This is a genomic window from Allobosea sp., from assembly GCF_030694325.1.
In the GTDB taxonomy this organism is placed as follows: domain Bacteria; phylum Pseudomonadota; class Alphaproteobacteria; order Rhizobiales; family Beijerinckiaceae; genus Allobosea.
The window spans coordinates 1-12,523 of record NZ_JAUXYO010000078.1 but is presented as its reverse complement, the minus strand read 5'-3'; the positions used below and the strand labels follow the sequence as shown (position 1 = coordinate 12,523).

The window sequence follows — 12,523 nt, the reverse complement described above, 5'->3', positions numbered from 1 at the left end:
AAAGCGGTCCACAAATGGAATATCTTCCGGGCGATCTGCACGGCCAAGAACGCGCTTTGCGTACCTGAGCGCGCCTTAGCCGTCCTGGATGCTTTGCTGTCTTTCCACCCGGAAACGGTCCTGACGGGCGAGGGATTGATTGTCTTCCCCTCGAACCACCAGCTTGGGCTGCGGGCGCACGGCATGCCGATGGCGACGCTCAGGCGTCATCTCGCGGCTCTGGTCGACGCAGGGCTGATTGTCAGGCGCGACAGCCCCAACGGCAAGCGCTATGCGCGTAAGGGAAGGGGAGGGGAGATTGAGTTCGCCTTCGGCTTCGACCTCGCCCCACTCGTTGTGCGGGCGGAAGAATTCGAAGCGCTGGCGGACGAGGTCGAGGCGGAAGCCCGTGCTTTGCGCCTAGTCAAAGAGCGTATCACGATCTGCCGGCGCGACATCGTCAAGATGATCGCGACAGGTATCGAGGAGAGCGTCCCCACGCAGCAAGCCGGGCATGGGCCGGCCGACTGGGCTGAGATCCACGAGCTCTATCGAGGGATCATGATGCGGATTCCGCGCAGCCCGACGCGCCTGGCTCTGGAGCCGATTGCCGAGGAGCTCTCACTGCTTGCGGATGAGATCCTCAACCTACTGGAAAATCATATCAAAACCCAAAATGTGAGCGGCAATGAGTCTCAGAATGAGCGCCACATACAGAATTCAAATCCAGACTCCCCTATTGATCTTGAACCTCGCTTTCCAGAAAGCAGGGGGGCTGGCTTGGAGATTGTGCCGGAACCGAAGCGGATGCCGGAAGGGACATTCCCGCTGAGCATGGTTTTGGACGCCTGTCCCGATCTCATCGACTATTCGAAGGGCGGAATCGGGAACTGGCGCGACTTCATGGCGACCGTCGCTGTCGTTCGGCCGATGCTGGGGATCAGTCCGAGCGCATGGGAGGAAGCAATCAGCGTCTTGGATGAAGTCCAGGCTTCGATCGTCGTGGCGGCTATCCTGCAGCGTGGTGAAGCGATCAGCAGCGCCGGCGGCTATCTGCGGGGGCTGACGCGAAGGGCCGAGGCTGGCGAATTCTCGCTTGGACCGATGCTGATGGCGCTCATCGGCAGCCGCAAGCGCAACAAGAAGCGAGCGTAGTGGCAACGATCAGGTCGACTGGCGTCAAGTTTAACGTGAAGAATTAGTCGACAGGTGCCCCTCGTTCCGCTCCTCTTTGGGAATGCGAGCTTCATAGGTCTTCGATTGGGTTGTGTTGGGCATGGATCAGCGTCGTGTTTCAGAGGCTGTCGAGGCTGCGGCAAAAGCTCTGCACGAGTCTGTGCGTGATCCCCATCAGTTTCGGTGGGAGACAATGACTGAACATTGGCGTGCTGAAATGCGCGCTTATGTTCGTCCGTGCGTCGTTGCGGCACTGAAAGCGTCGGATGATTTCACGGCACGACCGACAGATCGTCCCGCGCTTACGAGCCGGCCTCGCTTGGAGACGGTTTCGCGTTGAAGGGCCCTATCGTGATCGGATGGCGGTTCGCTGTGCGAGGAGGTCGATAGCGCCTTTTCAATCGGGCAATGGGCGTTTTTGCGGAACAGGCTTGGGCAGAACTGCTGCTGCAGCCTCGCGCGCTTGCGCCTCCTTCTGCAGGCGCAATTCTCTCAGCCGGGCCGTATTGGCGTCTCGGGTCTCGGCGATCGTATCGCTTTCGGACAGGACGCGATCGCGCACCATCGATTGCGTCTGGGTCCTCAGAAACGCGTTATCGGCATCGATACGCTGCTTCGACTTTTCATTCATGCGGGAGCCTCCGAGACATTGCAGTGATCGCGCGCGTAGGGGAGAGCGACAGCGCTACGAGGATAGACCGTTTCACAGCCTGCCGTCCCGCTGGTTTGGTTAAAATGACGCGGACCTGGATGCGAGAGGTAGCTTGGGCATCTCACACGAGCACCTTCCGGGATATCGCCTAAACCGATTGCCCTGGAGAGAGCGTCGCAGGCTCGGCGCCGATATGGGCGACGTATCACCGGTCTGAATCAATGCGGGCTGATCGATTCAAGCTTTGCGTTGGACCGATGCTGTCCCGGTGCGCGAGATGTCGGCCATGGATGTCGCGCGCGAGACCACCCCGGGGAAGCTGCAGATGCTGGTGCTGGAGCGCCGCGACGAGGGCTGCAACATGGCTCGCTTCTATGTGTTGGCAATTGAGCCAACGCTGTTTGGCGACACCGCCTTGATCCGCGAATGGGGACGCATCGGGGCCAATGGCCGGCGCCGTCTCGATCTTCACGCCGATCATGCTGCCGCCGCTGAATCGCTCGACGTCTGGCTGACGCGCAAGGTGGCGCGCGGCTACCGGCTTCGCTGACTGCGGCCTGTGCGGACGGGGAGGGGAGCCGTCAATTGCGATCCGACCCAGCCGCGCGAATGCTTGCTCTCGCACCCGTTTCAGATATTCGGAGCGGGCATTCCCCCAATCAGCGAGATTTTCAATGACCAAGAACGAACTCATTGCAGCGGTCGCCGAAGCCACCGGCAAGAGCAAGGCTGATGTTGGCGCAGTCCTATCGTCCCTCGCCGAGGTCGCCGCGAAGACCCTGAAGCAGGGCGGCGATGTCACACTTGGCGGTATAGGCAAGCTTACGGTCGCCAAGCGCAATGCGCGCCAGGCCCGCAATCCCTCGACCGGCGCGATGATCGACGTGCCCGCAAAGACCGTCGTCAAGTTCAAGGTTGCCAAGGATCTGGCCGACACCGTCGCCTGATCTGATCTCGGCGCATGTGAGTTGCAGAATCGGACGCGATCATCGCTCCGATTCTGCACTGCTGCTGGATCTTACACGCCGAATTTAGGTAGACCTTGCTCGACGTTATAGATATCCCGGAGTTTGAGGAAATATCCCAGAACACTCCGGCGGCCTTGGAGAGAACAATGTCCCAAATCGAAAACACGGCCGAGCTTCTTGAGCTCACGACTTCGATTGTTTCTGCCTATGTCTCGAACAATAACGTTCAGCCGGCCGACCTCGTCGGCTTGATCGCGAGCACCTATTCGGCGCTTGCGGGGCTCGGCTCGGAGTCGGCTCCTGCTCCTGCTGCCGCACTGATCCCAGCGGTCCCGATTCGGAAGTCGGTCACGCCGGATGCGATCATCTGCCTGGAAGACGGCAAGAAGTTCAAATCCCTGAAGCGTCACCTCAACACCTCCTATGGCCTGACGCCTGAACAGTATCGCGTAAAGTGGGGTCTGCCTTCGGACTACCCGATGGTCGCTCCCGCCTACGCCGAAGCACGTTCTGCGCTTGCGAAGTCGATGGGGCTGGGCCGCAAGGCTGCGGTCGGCTCCGCGCGCAGGGCTGCATCTCCCGCGAGAACGACCCGAGCCAAAGGGTCGGCGTGATCTGCAGGATCGTGGGCTGGAGAGGGGCTCTAGTCGCTTGAATCGGACGCTTGGTACCATTGACCGTCGGCACAGTTCGGCAAGAGCCGCGCGGCCCTGCCTGTTTGCAGACGTTCGGAAGGTCGCGGGAGGGTCGGGAAGAGACATTGACTATCGCGAGTCACGCAAAGTCTATCGTCTTATAACGCCTTATGGAGTGCGGGATGGTTGCCTCGCAAAAGCCTTATGCTGACAAAATGCTTGTCGGCAGTCGAACTGTGATCGTTGTGCCTCCGGCTCCGCTGGCCCGCGCGAGTATTCCGCCGATCTGGCGGACGAAGGCATCCACGAATCTCGTTCCCATGCCAGACGACGCGGAAGGTCGCTCTTTGCCATCCATGCCGACGCCGTCATCTTGAACCGATAGGATAAACTCGCCGTCGCGCTGCCGGAAGCCGAGAACGATAAGGCCCTTGTTGTTGGGGAAAGCATGTTTGATCGCGTTCGTTGCGAGCTCGTTGACTAACAAGCCAATAGGGACGGCATTGTCAGCACTGACATTGAACGGTTCAACGTCCAAGGCTAGCTCGATCTCCGAGCCTTCGCCGAGGAGACTTGAACGAATGCTCGCGGCAATTTCTGCGAGATAGACGGGCATATTCACCGGCCCAAAGGCACTAGACCGGGCGATCACGTCGTAAAGGTTTCCAACCGCGTTGATGCGCGACTGCATAGCCTGAAAACCCACGACGCACGGCTCTGCCGCTCGCCTTATCTCAAATGAGACGAATGCAGAGATGATCGCGAGCGAGTTCTTGATGCGGTGAGCTAATTCCGCCGCCATCATGTCCTTGTTGCGATCCGCACTGACCGCGTCGGTGACATCCTCGAAAGCAAGCAAAAGGTTGATGACGTGATTATCCGGAACATGGATTTTGCGTGCGTTGAGCTTAAACACGCGATATCCAAGATCAGGGAATTCGTCCTCTATCAGAAAACTTTCGAATGCCGCTTCATCGGGAACGACGTTCTTGAGAAGCGCGGTCAGCGCAGCGACATCCCATTGTCCTTGTTTCAGTTCATCGATCCGCCTGCCGAGAACGTTTGGCTCTGCGTCTCCGAACAAGCGGACGAAGTTGCGGCTGGCCGTGGTGATGCGTAATTGCTCATCGAGTATGACAAAGGGGTCGCGCACGGTATCAGCGATGCTTTGCGCGATTTTCACAGCACGCTCGGTACGCAGCCGCTCTTCGCGCGAGCCGGTCACATCGACTTGCGAGGCGAAGAAGAACTGCAACTCCCCACCTTCGGAGAACACGGGGCTGACGTAGAGCGTGTTCCAGAAAGGTGAGCGGTCCTTGCGATAGTTTAGGATATCAACGGTGATATCCTTTCCGGCTGCGACCGCTCTTCCAAGGGATATAACAGTATCCCGATCTGTGTCTTCGCCCTGAAGAAAGCGGCAGTTGCGCCCCATGACGTCGTCGCGCTCGTAGCCCGTCAGAGCCAGGAAAGCGTCGTTGGCGAAGACAATCGGATTATCGTCCTGCCGGGGGTCGGTAACGATCATGGGCATCCGAGTTGCACGAAGAGCGGCCGCAAACGGGTCGCCCTTCCCCTGCTCGTGCTCAAGGCGGCCGGTCATCTCCCACGCGTCAAACTTTTCCAAAAACTTGCCTTCAATGCGATGACGGAGTCGGGCCTCCAGGTAACTAACACGAGTGTCTATTTTTTTATATGACACCTGGCGCGAACGTCTCAAAAGGGTCGAATTTTCCGCTGTCCGCTCTCCAGAGGGCGGATATTCGGCGCGACCAAGCCGGACTCGTTTGTCCCGATCAATTCACTAGCCGCAGCGCTCAGTTTCCAGCCGGTCCGCCGCCGCTGCTGCCAAGCTTGCGAAAGGGTAGCGCCTCAGATCGCCAGCCTTGCAGCCTTTCCGAGTGCCTGATCGGCGTCGTTATAGTACCGCGATGCCTGCTGAACCGAGCGGTGCTGCGACTGGCGCATCGCCGCAGGCAGTGCGACGCCATTCCGGGCTGCCTCGGTCAGATAACCGGACCTGAGGCCGTGAGCGGAAAACTCTACCGGATCGAGTCCGGCCATGGTGCAGCGGCGCTTCAGGATGAGATTGACGGCCTGGGGCGTCAGCGCCCGGTCGTCGATCGCCTCCCAGCGGTCGATCGCCCGAAACACCGCCCCCTTCTTGATATTCGCCCGCTCGATCCATTCGCGCAGGGCCGCGACGGCTGAGCCGATCAACAGCACGCGAGCATCGTCGTCGGACTGTGTCGTCTTGGTTCGGCCGAGCGCGATCGCCATGCAGGGCAGGCGAGGCGAGTTGGGATCGTCGGAATCGAGCGGCACATCGCCTTCCTCGCTCAGCTGCTCTAGCCGCAGCCGCGCCACCTCGCTGCGCCGGCGTCCGCCTGAGGCGAAGGCGACGAGCAGGATGGCGAGATCGCGGCTGTCGGCGAGACGGTCGGTCTGGCAGGTCGCGATCAGCCGGTCCAAAATGTCGCGCGTCACGGCGCGCTTGCTCTTGCGCCGGCGCGGTTTTGCGCTGGCCCGGACCGCCAGGCGCACGCTGGTGCGGATCGCAGGCGTGCCGAGCGGGCTTTCAAGCCCCTTCCAGCGATGCAGCGTCGCCCAATGAGCCAGGCGCCGTTTGACGGTGGAGCTCGCATGGGGCCCGTCGCTGCGCAGATGATCGCCGGCGCGCAGGGAAGCCTCGACGTCGTTCGGCATGCCGTGGGCGGCGTCCTCGGCCCGCCGCGCCGGATCCCAGAGGTGATGGGCGACGAACTTCAGCACCAATCCTTCAGGTGCCGGCCAGGGCAGGGGTGAGCCTGTCGAGGCGACTGACCAGGCCTCGAGATAGGCGAGGTCGGAGGCAAGCGCTCGCAGGGAATTCTCACCCATTCCCTCGCGGGCGAGGTGGCGCAGGGTCTCGACATCGTCGTCGGTGAGGATGGTCGCGAGTTTGTCGCGACGCTCCATCGGCAAAATGCCGGCCAGCGCGTCGAGCTGAAGGGCGCGGCGGTTCTCAAAGCCGCCGAGAGTGACGATGTCGGTCATGGGGAATTCCGTCCGATCGGCGTGCGAATCCGTCATTTCCGGCGTTCGGGGCCGATGGAGCCGGGATGGCAGATGAGATCGGTTTGCCCGAAGTCGTTGCCCTTGAACAGCAGCGGCGCTTTGGCCGTGACCGCCACCGCATAGGAAAAGCAATCGCCCATGTTGAGCCCGGCGGGGTGGCGCCCCTTGCCGTAGCGCTGATAGGCGATCTCGGCCCCTTGATAATGCTTGGCCTCGAAGGGCAGGGCGGTGACGTTGGGGGCCTCGGCGAGGCGCGCGACGATCTCGGCTGCATTCGCGAACCCCTTCGCGGCCAAAACCACCCGCGTCTCGAACAGGGTCGGCCAGCCGATCAGCAAAGGCTGATGGCGTAACAGGGCCTTGAAGGCGTCGGCCTCGGGTTCGTCGAGAGCGATGGCCAGAATGACGGAGGTATCGAGCGCGATCACCGCGGCAGGCCATGCTCGTCGTAGAAATCGTCATGGGCGGAACTTGCGCCCGCAGTGACACCGATCCGTCCCGCGGCGGCCAGATCCCAAACGATATCAATGGCGGCGGCGGGGGCGCCTGCGCGCAGTTCGCGATCGTAGCGCTCGAGCGCCTGCTCGACGAGGCGGTTCATCGACAGTCCCGTGCGTCGCGAAAGAGAGCGTGCGAGCGTCCTGGCTTTGGCGCTGCGAATGGAAAGCTGTGGTTCGGACATTCTGGGCGCCTTCGATCGCGTGGTCACGCGCCAAACCTAGCACGATGGCGGCTCAGCCAGCAAGAATTTGCTCCGAGATGGCTTACTATCGATAAGAGGTAATTATCGATAGTGATGGTTGCGTACGAGCCGGTGTCGATGTGAAACAAAGGAATGGCTATTTCACTTGGGTATGATAGGTTCTTTAATGTGAATTCAAGCCGATACGATCTTTCCCGCACCGGGCGCCAGACCCTGGTTTGCGACTGCGCCGCCGCCGCTGTCGGTTTTACTTCCCGATTTCAATTGAAGCGCTAAGGTGCAAATCCTGCACTCCCCGATTGAGCCACTTCGCTTGCAATTGGGGGAGGGAAGGGGGCTTTTCAGAGACCGGACGCCTTGGTGAGGTTGGTCCGGAACCGATCGCGGCGGCGCTGATACTTACGGGTCATTTCGGCCGAGGCGTGGCCTAGCTGCTTCTGAACGTAGCGTTCCTCAATCTCGGCCGACGAGGCGAGACCTGAACGCAACGAGTGCCCGGCAAACAGGAGCACCCGTTCCGCGTCGGGCAGGTCGGCTCGAACGCCGGCTGCAAACACGGTCTGCTTGACCAGGCGAGCGACGTGCTTGTCGGAGAGCCGTTCGGTATCGACGGTCTTGTTGTCCTTGAAGATGCGGCGGAAGAGCGGACCCCGCGCGATGCGACCGAAGCGGACCCAGCTCTCGAGCGCGACCACGGGGCAGGTATGATCGCTGGAGCCGCGGCCGACCTCGACTTCGCGCCAGCGACTGCCCTTGCCGCGCACCGTCACCAGCACGCCCTTGCCCGGAAGAATCTCGATCCAACCGGCGCCATCACTCTCATCGTCGCGTGTAACGTCGAGACCGACGATCTCGGAACGGCGCAGGCCGCCTGCGAAGCCGAGGAGGAGGATCGCACGGTCGCGGAGTCCCCTGAGATCGTGTCCGAGCGTGGCGATCATAGCGATGAGGTCGTCGCCGAGGACGGCTTCCTTCACGCGAGGCGGCCTGGTGTGTTTGCGGCGGATGCCGGCGAGCACGGTGGCGATGTGGCGATCGGTCCGGTCCATGGAAAGGCCGCGCTGCGTAAAATTCCAGGAAATGCCGGAGAGACGGCGCTCGATCGTCGAAACGGACAGAGCCGGGGCGCCGAGCTTGGTACCACCGGCGGCGCAGGCGCTGATATAGAGCCCGATCACTTTCAAATCCGGGGGCAGGGGATCGAAGCCGTTGCGCCGGCACCAGGAGGTGAAGTGCTTCCAATCCTTGGTGTAAGCGTCGCGCGTGTTCTCCGAGCTGGCGTTGTCGGCATAGTCCCTGGCGGTCTCGACCAGATCCTCGACGTGTGCCGGGACGCGGGGTGTGGGCTCGCCCATTTCCATGACGAGATCGATGATATCGGGCAAGTCGCCGGCGAGCGGATCCACGGCCGGCAGATCGTTTTTGGCGGGTTTCGGCGGGGGATTTTCCATGATTTGGCAGCCTATCAGAATACGTCCGGTAATGGAAGCTTACCGGACATAAAACAAGATCGACAAGCGGTGCGGATAGTAGTGAAAATGCTCGTATAAACCGCACATCACGTTTAGTCTGTTCGCATGAGTCGCCAGCCCGCATCGCCATCGCATCTCTCCTTCCCTGTTCCCAGAGTCCCGGCGTGGGCCGTGCCGCGCGTCCGTATCGAGGACCCGGTCGAAGCCGCGTTCATGGCCGGCAGCGCCTTGAACGCGCTCGACAATCTCGTGCGATCCGAGCCCGAATGGAACGGCGCATGGCGGCATCGCCTAGCGCTGAGAGCCGCGGCCGCCTGCATGAAGTTGATCGGCCGCACCGAAGATGAAGCGGCATTGCGGGACGCCTGGTTGCTGCGCCTGCCCGGCGACGAGGCAGGACCCGCCGGCAATGTGCTGGCCGGCTGGCGCCGGTTGGCCGGCCGGTCATTGCCGCCAGGCGCCGAGGATTTGCAGGTGCTCGTCGCCTTGCTCGGAATCGATTGGTCGGACGGTCTCAGCGAACTGGTCGACATCGCACGGGAGGAAGTGGGCGGCGGCGCCCCGGCCCCCATTGTCGCGGCGCGCATTGCAGCGGCCGTCATGCGGGAAGGCCCGAAGGCCGAAATCTTGGCCTGGTGGCTGGCAGACTGCGCGCTGTCCTGGCGCATGGGCTGGAGGCATGCCGTGCCGATTCTTGCCACCCAGATCCACATCCCGCTGCTTCGTTCGAGATCGGAGGGCCGGCGCGCGCGGCCCGGCAACGATGCGTTCGAGCAGGCTGTCTTTATTGCTGCGGCCCTTGGAGCCGCCGATGCCTGCCGGCTGGCGGCAGACATGGCGGCGCAGGCCGAACGGCTTCGGGCGGTCGTGCCGAAGCTGCGATCCAAGTCGGCCGGCGATGTCGTCGACCGGCTGCTCGACGATGAGGCGCTGTCGGGAACGTTCACCACCAGGAACCTGTCGCGCTGGGCCAGTCGGCGCCTGTTCGACCGCCTGGTTGAGCTCGGCGGCGTCCGCGAACTCAGCGGGCGCTCGACCTTCCGCATCTACGGGCTATAACCACTATGGCGGAGAGTGCTTCGGGAAGACGGAAAAAGGTGCGGGGAGTCGAAGGCCTCTTCGATCGCGAACTGGATCACCTACCGCCCGAGGCGCGCTGGCGCGAATGGATGAACCGCGTCGAGGCAACCATTTTTGCTGCTAGTGAGCCGGTGACTCGGGAGACGCTGGCCCGGATCGTTGGCAAGACCTGCAGCATCGACCTCCTGATCGACGACATCCGGGAGGAGCTGCGTGGCCGCCCCTATGACCTGGTCGCGGTTGCCGGTGGCTGGAAGCACCTCACTCGTCCGGCCTATGCCGACGCCATTCGCACGGCGGTCGGCTCAAGTGAACGGGCGGTCAATCTCACCCAATCCGAAGTACTGGTTTTGATGTGCATCGCCTATTTCCAGCCGATCACGCGCGCCGAGCTGTCCAGCTTCTTCGGAAAAGAGATCAGCCGCGACCTGATCGGCAATCTGCGCTCCTTCGGGTTTATTGCGTCCGGCCCGCGCGCGCCGCAGCCGGGCGCCCCTTATACCTACGTCACCACGAAAGAGTTCCTGTTGGAATTCGGGCTCGACACGCTACGGGACCTCCCCGACTTTGAGGCGCTCGAGGACGCGGGCCTGCTTTCGAAGGAGAAGCTGCTCGCGGGAGACATCATGCCCACCTTTTCCGGCGACGAGGGGGAAACCGTCGAAATCGAGGATTAGCGGCCCGTAGCGGACTTTTGACCTATGGACTTTGCCCGTTATGTCCACTAGTCTCGACATATGGAATCAGAACAAGCCATCCTCGCCTTCGCGGCACTCGCCCAGCCGACACGCCTCGACGTGTTCCGGCTATTGATCGAGCATGAGCCTGATGGATTGCCAGCCGGTGACATCGCCCGCCACATGATCGTGCCCCACAACACCATGTCGACACACCTGGCAATCCTGTCCCGAGCCGGGCTGATCGAGGCCGAGCGGCAGAGTCGGTCGATCATCTACCGGGCAAAGCTTGATGCGGTGCGGGAGCTTGCCGGCTATCTCGTCAAGGATTGTTGCGGCGGGCGGCCAGAGATCTGCGCACCGTTGATCGCTGACCTTTCACCCTGCTGCACCCCTCAAAATGGAGTCACCAAGGAGCCCGCCAATGGCTGACCGCATCTATAATGTTCTCTTCCTCTGCACCGGCAATTCGGCACGCTCGATCCTTGCCGAAAGCATTCTTAACAAGGACGGGGGTGGTCGCTTCCGGGCCTTCTCCGCCGGCAGCCAACCGAAGGGGACCGTCAATCCCTTCGCGCTGAGGGTGCTGAAGAGTTACGAATACCCGGCCGACGGATTCCGCTCGAAGAGTTGGGAGGAGTTCGCCGTCGCCGATGCGCCAGTGATGGATTTCGTATTCACCGTCTGCGACAACGCTGCCGGCGAAAGCTGCCCGGTATGGCCCGGCCAGCCGATGACCGCGCATTGGGGCATCGAGGACCCCGCCGCGGTCGAGGGCACGGATATCCAGAAGGAAGCCGCCTTCGTCGCTGCGTTCCGCTATCTCAAGAACCGGATTTCCGTTTTTACGGCTCTGCCCGTGGCCAGCCTCGACAAGTCGTCGCTCCGCGCCAAGCTCGCAGAGATCGGGCAATCGGAAGGTGCATCCTCGCCCCGAAACAGCGCGGCGTGAGGTCGGCCATGGATGTCATCATCTATCACAATCCCGATTGCGGCACCTCGCGCAACACACTGGCGCTGATCCGCAATGCCGGCGTCGAGCCGCACGTCATCGAGTATCTGAAGACACCGCCGTCGCGGGCAATGCTGGTTCAACTCATCGAGCGCATGGGCATCTCGGTGCGCGACCTGCTGCGGGAGAAGGGCACGCCTTACACCGAGCTTGGCCTCGGCGATCTGGATCTGACGGATGACCAATTGCTCGACGCTATGTTGGCCCATCCGATCCTGATCAACCGGCCGATCGTCGTGAGCCCGAAGGGCGTAAAGCTCTGCCGGCCATCCGAAGACGTGCTCGACCTGCCGCCGCCGCAGCGGGGCGAGTTCGTCAAGGAAGACGGCGAGCGTGTCATCGATGAGCACGGACGCCGCGTCGCGACCGCGTGAGGAAGAACCATGTCGACATTTGAACGCTATCTCACCCTCTGGGTCGCCTTGTGCATCGTCGCCGGCATAGCGCTCGGGCACGTCATGCCGGGCGCATTTCAGGCGATCGGTGCGGCCGAGATCGCCAAGGTTAACCTGCCGGTCGCCGTGCTGATCTGGCTGATGGTCATCCCGATGCTGCTCAAGATCGACTTCGCCGCGCTCGGCGAGGTCGGCCGCCACTGGCGCGGCATCGGCGTCACCCTGTTCATCAACTGGGCAATCAAGCCGTTCTCGATGGCGCTGCTCGGCTGGCTCTTCATCGGCTGGCTGTTCCGGCCACATCTGCCAGCCGACCAGATCGACAGCTATATTGCCGGGCTGATCATCCTCGCAGCCGCGCCTTGTACCGCCATGGTGTTCGTCTGGTCGAACCTGACCAAGGGGGAGCCGCATTTCACGCTGAGTCAGGTGGCGCTCAATGACGCCATCATGGTCGTGGCCTTCGCGCCGATCGTCGGATTGCTGCTCGGGCTCTCCGCTATCACCGTGCCATGGGGCACGCTGGTCCTGTCGGTCGTGCTCTACATCGTCATCCCGGTGATCATCGCGCAGCTGATCCGTCGCCGGCTGTTGGCGACCGGAGGACAGGCGGCGCTCGACCGGCTGCTTTCCAGCCTCGGCCCGGTCTCGCTCGCAGCATTGCTGGCGACTTTGGTGCTGCTGTTCGGCTTCCAGGGCGCGCAGATCATCGCGCAG

The 12,523-nt window shown here is 62.0% G+C and carries 16 protein-coding genes; 10 read left to right on the top strand and 6 right to left on the bottom strand.

Annotated features, from left to right (window positions below):
- On the top strand, positions 1 to 1,134 hold a 1,134-nt coding region (gene repC, locus Q8M82_RS04545; protein WP_305690194.1), incomplete at its 5' end, for a plasmid replication protein RepC.
- 418 nt (positions 1,135 to 1,552) lie between these two features.
- On the opposite strand, the gene Q8M82_RS04540 is transcribed toward repC, so the two are convergent.
- A complete protein-coding gene (locus Q8M82_RS04540) occupies positions 1,553 to 1,786 on the bottom strand; it encodes a hypothetical protein (protein WP_305690193.1) in 234 nt (77 codons plus the stop codon).
- A 307-nt stretch (positions 1,787 to 2,093) separates the two neighbouring features.
- Between Q8M82_RS04540 and Q8M82_RS04535 the strand changes: the two genes are divergently transcribed.
- The 3 genes from Q8M82_RS04535 to Q8M82_RS04525 all read left to right on the top strand — a co-directional run bounded on the left by Q8M82_RS04535 (position 2,094) and on the right by Q8M82_RS04525 (position 3,389).
- Complete coding sequence (locus Q8M82_RS04535; RefSeq protein ID WP_305690192.1) at positions 2,094 to 2,357, top strand: WGR domain-containing protein; 264 nt, start codon at positions 2,094 to 2,096, stop codon at positions 2,355 to 2,357.
- Between the two features lie 124 nt (positions 2,358 to 2,481).
- Positions 2,482 to 2,754 (top strand): HU family DNA-binding protein, encoded by a 273-nt coding sequence (locus Q8M82_RS04530; protein ID WP_305690191.1) that lies wholly within the window; start codon positions 2,482 to 2,484, stop codon positions 2,752 to 2,754.
- A gap of 167 nt (positions 2,755 to 2,921) precedes the next feature.
- Positions 2,922 to 3,389 (top strand): Ros/MucR family transcriptional regulator, encoded by a 468-nt coding sequence (locus Q8M82_RS04525; protein ID WP_305690190.1) that lies wholly within the window; start codon positions 2,922 to 2,924, stop codon positions 3,387 to 3,389.
- A gap of 223 nt (positions 3,390 to 3,612) precedes the next feature.
- On the opposite strand, the gene Q8M82_RS04520 is transcribed toward Q8M82_RS04525, so the two are convergent.
- The 5 genes from Q8M82_RS04520 to Q8M82_RS04500 form a co-directional block, all read right to left on the bottom strand.
- Complete coding sequence (locus Q8M82_RS04520) at positions 3,613 to 5,013, bottom strand: PAS domain-containing protein (protein WP_305690189.1); 1,401 nt, start codon at positions 5,011 to 5,013, stop codon at positions 3,613 to 3,615.
- Positions 5,014 to 5,282: 269 nt separating this feature from the next.
- Positions 5,283 to 6,446, bottom strand: coding sequence for a tyrosine-type recombinase/integrase (locus Q8M82_RS04515; RefSeq protein WP_305690188.1), 1,164 nt, complete (start codon positions 6,444 to 6,446; stop codon positions 5,283 to 5,285).
- A gap of 32 nt (positions 6,447 to 6,478) precedes the next feature.
- A complete protein-coding gene (locus tag Q8M82_RS04510; RefSeq protein WP_305690187.1) occupies positions 6,479 to 6,895 on the bottom strand; it encodes a type II toxin-antitoxin system VapC family toxin in 417 nt (138 codons plus the stop codon).
- Complete coding sequence (locus Q8M82_RS04505) at positions 6,892 to 7,149, bottom strand: type II toxin-antitoxin system VapB family antitoxin (protein WP_305682605.1); 258 nt, start codon at positions 7,147 to 7,149, stop codon at positions 6,892 to 6,894. Before Q8M82_RS04505 ends, Q8M82_RS04510 begins: the two co-directional genes overlap by 4 nt.
- 362 nt (positions 7,150 to 7,511) lie before the next feature.
- Entirely contained in the window at positions 7,512 to 8,621 is a 1,110-nt protein-coding gene (locus tag Q8M82_RS04500; RefSeq protein WP_305690186.1) for a tyrosine-type recombinase/integrase, read from the bottom strand.
- A gap of 126 nt (positions 8,622 to 8,747) precedes the next feature.
- Between Q8M82_RS04500 and Q8M82_RS04495 the strand changes: the two genes are divergently transcribed.
- The 6 genes from Q8M82_RS04495 to Q8M82_RS04470 all read left to right on the top strand — a co-directional run.
- Positions 8,748 to 9,701 carry a DUF1403 family protein gene (locus Q8M82_RS04495; RefSeq protein WP_371126232.1) on the top strand — a complete coding sequence of 318 codons (954 nt, stop codon included), beginning with the start codon at positions 8,748 to 8,750 and terminating at the stop codon, positions 9,699 to 9,701.
- A 5-nt stretch (positions 9,702 to 9,706) separates the two neighbouring features.
- Positions 9,707 to 10,399 (top strand): SMC-Scp complex subunit ScpB, encoded by a 693-nt coding sequence (gene scpB / locus Q8M82_RS04490; protein WP_305690184.1) that lies wholly within the window; start codon positions 9,707 to 9,709, stop codon positions 10,397 to 10,399.
- Between the two features lie 60 nt (positions 10,400 to 10,459).
- On the top strand, positions 10,460 to 10,831 hold the full coding sequence (locus Q8M82_RS04485) for an ArsR/SmtB family transcription factor (RefSeq protein ID WP_305690183.1): 372 nt from the start codon (positions 10,460 to 10,462) through the stop codon (positions 10,829 to 10,831).
- Entirely contained in the window at positions 10,824 to 11,351 is a 528-nt protein-coding gene (locus tag Q8M82_RS04480; RefSeq protein WP_305690182.1) for an arsenate reductase ArsC, read from the top strand. The genes Q8M82_RS04485 and Q8M82_RS04480 overlap by 8 nt, the downstream gene beginning before the upstream one ends.
- Positions 11,352 to 11,359: 8 nt before the next feature.
- The gene (arsC, locus tag Q8M82_RS04475; RefSeq protein ID WP_305690181.1) at positions 11,360 to 11,785 is read left to right on the top strand and encodes an arsenate reductase (glutaredoxin); all 426 of its coding nucleotides are present in this window, start codon (positions 11,360 to 11,362) and stop codon (positions 11,783 to 11,785) included.
- 9 nt (positions 11,786 to 11,794) lie between these two features.
- Positions 11,795 to 12,523: arsenic resistance protein (locus tag Q8M82_RS04470; RefSeq protein ID WP_305690180.1), on the top strand; the 729-nt coding region annotated here is incomplete at its 3' end.